At 37.7% G+C, this 4,460-nt stretch carries 5 protein-coding genes and 1 pseudogene; 1 reads left to right on the top strand and 5 read right to left on the bottom strand.

Annotated elements, in window-relative coordinates:
* Positions 1-182: 182 nt before the first annotated feature.
* Positions 183-416, top strand: coding sequence for a hypothetical protein (locus tag ROSEINA2194_RS01035; RefSeq protein ID WP_007882340.1), 234 nt, complete (start codon positions 183-185; stop codon positions 414-416).
* A 24-nt stretch (positions 417-440) separates the two neighbouring features.
* Here ROSEINA2194_RS01035 and ROSEINA2194_RS01030 read toward each other — a convergent pair whose 3' ends face one another.
* From ROSEINA2194_RS01030 to ROSEINA2194_RS01015, 5 genes and pseudogenes are all read right to left on the bottom strand, one after another.
* Positions 441-785, bottom strand: coding sequence for a helix-turn-helix domain-containing protein (locus ROSEINA2194_RS01030; protein ID WP_007882339.1), 345 nt, complete (start codon positions 783-785; stop codon positions 441-443).
* Between the two features lie 132 nt (positions 786-917).
* A pseudogene (locus ROSEINA2194_RS21615) lies at positions 918-1,519 on the bottom strand (ATP-binding cassette domain-containing protein).
* A complete protein-coding gene (locus ROSEINA2194_RS21610) occupies positions 1,513-2,613 on the bottom strand; it encodes an ABC transporter transmembrane domain-containing protein (RefSeq protein ID WP_227970598.1) in 1,101 nt (366 codons plus the stop codon). The pseudogene ROSEINA2194_RS21615 and the gene ROSEINA2194_RS21610 overlap by 7 nt, the downstream one beginning before the upstream one ends.
* The gene (locus tag ROSEINA2194_RS01020; RefSeq protein ID WP_007882335.1) at positions 2,603-3,658 is read right to left on the bottom strand and encodes a S8/S53 family peptidase; all 1,056 of its coding nucleotides are present in this window, start codon (positions 3,656-3,658) and stop codon (positions 2,603-2,605) included. The genes ROSEINA2194_RS21610 and ROSEINA2194_RS01020 overlap by 11 nt, the downstream gene beginning before the upstream one ends.
* 205 nt (positions 3,659-3,863) lie before the next feature.
* Entirely contained in the window at positions 3,864-4,247 is a 384-nt protein-coding gene (locus tag ROSEINA2194_RS01015; RefSeq protein ID WP_014081252.1) for a S8 family serine peptidase, read from the bottom strand.
* Positions 4,248-4,460: the final 213 nt, after the last annotated feature.

The following is a 4,460-nucleotide window of genomic DNA, read 5'->3' as shown; positions in this document are numbered from 1 at the left end:
GTACTGTATGTATATGATAGAATAGAAAATAGCCATAAGCTGCATAGAAAACAGCTCTCAAGGTTATTATGTAATATAGAACGGATTATCTGTTTTACTTTTATGGTATTCAACCGGGACAATTCAAGCACCTGACAATTTGCCCGTAGATACCCTTCTCAGAAAGGATTCACAACAACACTATGAATGATAAAAGCACATACTCTGTTGATAAATATTTAGAAATCATTGCCGAAAAAGAAGGAATCACAAAAGAAGAAGTCCAACAGGAAATTGGGCGGGCAGTTTCCATTGCTTTAAAAAGCCCTGATCCACAAATGCAACGCTTCTGGACAGACTTTCCATGTGAAAATGATACTCCCACCATTGAAGAAATCATATACCATCTCGCTGAAAAATTTGCAAAAGAGTCATAGACAAAGGACAGGATAACTACCCGTCTATTCACTCAGATAATCTTCCTGTCCTCTTAATATTTGTTCAATCATATGTAATGCAAATTCTATTTCTCTTTCGTCGCACCGATTCATCATAAATGCAAAACGCTCAATGTGCTTCTTAGGGTGCTGCTGGCTCATCAGAACCATAGGCGATGACTCCAATGCATGAACAATATTCAAATATGTATCAAGACTCATTGCCCTTCTGCCATTTTCAACACTTTTGATAGTATCCAATGATACATCCGCCCGTTCTGCAAGCTCTGCCTGCGTAATTCCAAGCCTTCTTCGTTCTTTTCTGATATTCTCTGCAATAATTTTGTATATGTGCTCTCGTTTCCCCATAGCCCCATCATCCTTTCTGACTTATCGCATTATATCAGAAATTATTATGGTGTCTGGCAATCTGTAACCATTTGCCATTTTCGTGTAATACTTTGCAGATTTTACTATCTCCTGTCAATTCATGGCAATGTATTATTCAATATTTTTAAATTCCAGATTATCTTTTGACAAATCATCATAGACTCCACTTCCAACAACAGCACCATCTTTCAGCATGATAATCTGATCTGCTTCTTTTAATATCTCCTGTTTGTGGGTAATGATTATGACCGTCTTTTCTTTCAGTTTCGTATGGAGCAGTCCGTTAATCTGATGTTCAGAATACACATCTGTATTAGATGTGGCTTCATCAAATATAATAACCGGACTGTTATGCACCAATGCCCTTGCCAGTGCAATTTTCTGTTTCTGTCCTCCGGAAAGCATTGCCCCATTCTGTCCTACCACATAATCCAATGACACCTCAGAAATAAAATCAGCAAGTCCACTATCTTTACAGGCTTCCATAATTGTCTTATCATCTATATTTTTATACATACAGATATTATCCCTGATAGATGAATTGAACAGATAGATCTCCTGGCTTACTACAGATACCATATTTCTGTATTCTCTCAAAACAAACTCCGAAATATCTATACCATTTAATGTTATTTTCCGCCTGTAGGTTGGTATAATTGCAGCAACAGACTTATCAGTGTACTTTTTCCCGAACCATTCCGACCAATCAGCACCGTTTTACTTCCCTTTGGAAAAGCAATATTAATATCGGACAGTACCGCTTTATCCTTTTCATATGAAAAAGAAAGATTCTGTAATTCCAGATCACCGAAGAAGGCTCGGTCATGCCCTCCTCATTTTCCTTTTCTTCTTCAAGTGCCATAAACTCATAATACCGCTTTGTTGAAGGAATAATTCCTGACAAAAGATACCCGATATTGAGTATTGCTGAAATAGGTCCTGTCACATACGCACTATATGTAATAAACGCAAACACACTGCCTACTGAAAGCTGCATATCAAAAACAAGATTTGCGCCAATAATATATATCAAGCTGGTCAGCAGATGTACGATAATGTTATCCGTTATGCCGTTCCACTGGGCAAGCATATTCATCTTTTTCTGTTTATTGATTACAGAAAGCTGTCTGTCAGCAAATTCGGCTCTCTTATTTTCCTGTATTCCAAAAAGCTTTACTTCCCTTACACCGCCAACAGTATCTCCAAACCATCCGGCATATTTTTCGCTTTCTGTAATAAACTCGTCCATGATTCTTTTTCGCTTCTTTGCAAAATGTTTCATAATAACCGCTTTTACCGGAATAAAAAGAAGTACCATGAGTGTCATTCTGTAATCTAAGATAAAAAGTCCGATAATTCCACCTACCATACTGAATGCCTGAGTGACAACAAAAAACACACCCTCATCTGCAACAGAAGTCATATTTCCTATATCTATATTTATGTTATTTAGGATTTCCGCATAATTTTTACTGCTGAAATAGTTTGCTTTTATCCTCATCAGACGTTGAAATGACTGTTCCGATAAAGAATATTGTATATTCGCAGATATATCTACCCGCTTCTTTTCTTTTATAATATCAATAACTGCTATCATCATATAGATAAGCAGTGAACCTATTACCTGTTTTATAAGCAGTTCTTTATCTCCGCCTATGAAACCATAATCCATAATCCCCCTGCTTAGTAACGGGATACACATATTCAATCCTGTTGAAATGAGCAGACATGCAATAATCAGAGCAATTATTTTTCTATACCCCTTTAACATTCCCAGCAGTTTCTTTACTGCTTCTTTATTCCCCATCTTCATCCTCCGTCAGGATTGTAAGCAGACAATCATATACTTCCTTTATCTGCTGCTCTCCGAGGGTTCCAAAACACATCTGCGCCTTTTTTATTTTGTCGCAATAAATTTGTATTCCTGTCTGCTTCTTCCCATTTTCTATTCTTACAAATATATCGGCTTCCACACCGATACTTTCTTTTTCCTGTATTCCACAAATAATCAAATCAGACTGGTTGTAATAAGTCTGCCAATACAGGAAATCACCAATCTTATTACTTATATTTTCATCAACAGCAAAAGGGATATATTCTAAATCATACAATACGCTCTCCTGTTCAGTGGAAATAGCATATGCATTATAGCCCTCCGCTTCAAAACTCTTTCTTAATTCCGTAAGCCACCATATCTGATCCTGTTCTTTACCACTTTTTAAAAGTATGACAGGTATATTAATATTCTCCTTCTTTATCCTTGAACATAAGATCTGTTCTTTTCTGTTTCTTCTGCTCCAGAAAAAGCACTGTGTATCCGGCTGCTCTGCTATTTCATTGCCAAGATACACAATGTGCTTCTCCCTGTATTCATTAAACTCATTTTTATCATACAAAATTACAGTGTCTGCTTCTTCCTTTGCAGCTACCTCAAAATAAACCTCTTCCTTACTCTTTAATACCTTTCCGGCAATCCATCCTTTTTCTATCCAATCCGGAATATATTGTACACATTTTCCCCTGAATTTCTGGTATAAATGCTTCTTAATCTGCCATACATTATTGATCCATGACTGTTCCATCATTAACCTTCCAGCCATTGCTGTTACATAAGGTGCCGCATAGCTGTTACTTTTCTGAAGCGTTATATCGTTTCCTCCAAACCAGATTTTGTGTTCCGATGGAGCTGCAAAATCCACACCTTTATCCCGCAAACCTTCCGCATCAATGTTAAATGTATCTTTTGCTTTTACTCCGATAACATTTGAAAAGGATGCCGGAAAAGCCGTATACCCACTATTAGCAGTTGCCGCAATTATGATAAGTCCCTTATTGGCATATTGATTTACCAACTGCCGAATTATTCCTTTGTCCTTAAAATGTGTTGAATATTCTTGTGCGATGAAATCGCACTTCCGGAAATTTGGAAATCAGAGTTCCGGTACTCGGAAATCGCCTATTTTGTGCTTGATGACTTATCCATTTCTGTTGGGATATTTGTCAAGACCTTGCCGCATCTGCGGTGCGTAGCAGTCTTTACAAATGTCTCAGCAGAAATTATGATTCGGTATGCACAAAAGCGGATCTAAAAAGTGATTTCCATATCACCGGACGGCTGATGTAAAACCATCTGGAATATTCATGTGTAGTTCCAAAACTCAGATTGACAAGTCTTATATTGTTCATCAGACACCAGTCAAACGCTGATTTCAGATCATCCACATTTCCTTTTCCTGTATTATCAAGCAGTTTATAACTGTATAATTCTGCGTCGGCACAATTAAGCCCTATGATCATGGCACAATTTGTCCCATGCAGAAACAAATCCTCCTCATCACTGATATTTCCTTTGTTCTGCTGAATTATATCGGGTAATCCACATGATGCAAGCAATTTTTCGTCTACACCATTATCTAATACTGCAATCTTTAATTTATTCATCCACCGCATTTACTCTGCTACCACAAATGTGGTAGTTATTAGACTTCGTTGCTTTATGCCAACTTATCTCTCGTAGCCTAGCCTTGTATGCGGTTTCTGTCCGTCGGACCAGAGATTTGCCAACGACTTCCTTCAGATTTTACCTCACGGTGAACACCCTTGCTGTTCAGCTATACATTTCCCACTACCTGGGCATATTCGGGACCTTTCACC

It is taken from the genome of Roseburia inulinivorans DSM 16841 (genome assembly GCF_000174195.1).
Lineage (GTDB): Bacteria > Bacillota > Clostridia > Lachnospirales > Lachnospiraceae > Roseburia > Roseburia inulinivorans.
The sequence above is the reverse complement of the archived record's forward strand: the minus strand, read 5'-3'. Positions and strand labels throughout refer to the sequence as shown.

What these genes read in the sequence shown, in the direction of transcription:
- ROSEINA2194_RS01035 (WP_007882340.1), top strand. Translation starts at nt 183, where the DNA reads ATGAATGATAAAAGCACATACTCTGTTGATAAATATTTAGAAATCATT.
- ROSEINA2194_RS01030 (WP_007882339.1), bottom strand. Translation starts at nt 785, where the DNA reads ATGGGGAAACGAGAGCACATATACAAAATTATTGCAGAGAATATCAGA.
- ROSEINA2194_RS21610 (WP_227970598.1), bottom strand. Translation starts at nt 2,613, where the DNA reads ATGGGGAATAAAGAAGCAGTAAAGAAACTGCTGGGAATGTTAAAGGGG.
- ROSEINA2194_RS01015 (WP_014081252.1), bottom strand. Translation starts at nt 4,247, where the DNA reads ATGAATAAATTAAAGATTGCAGTATTAGATAATGGTGTAGACGAAAAA.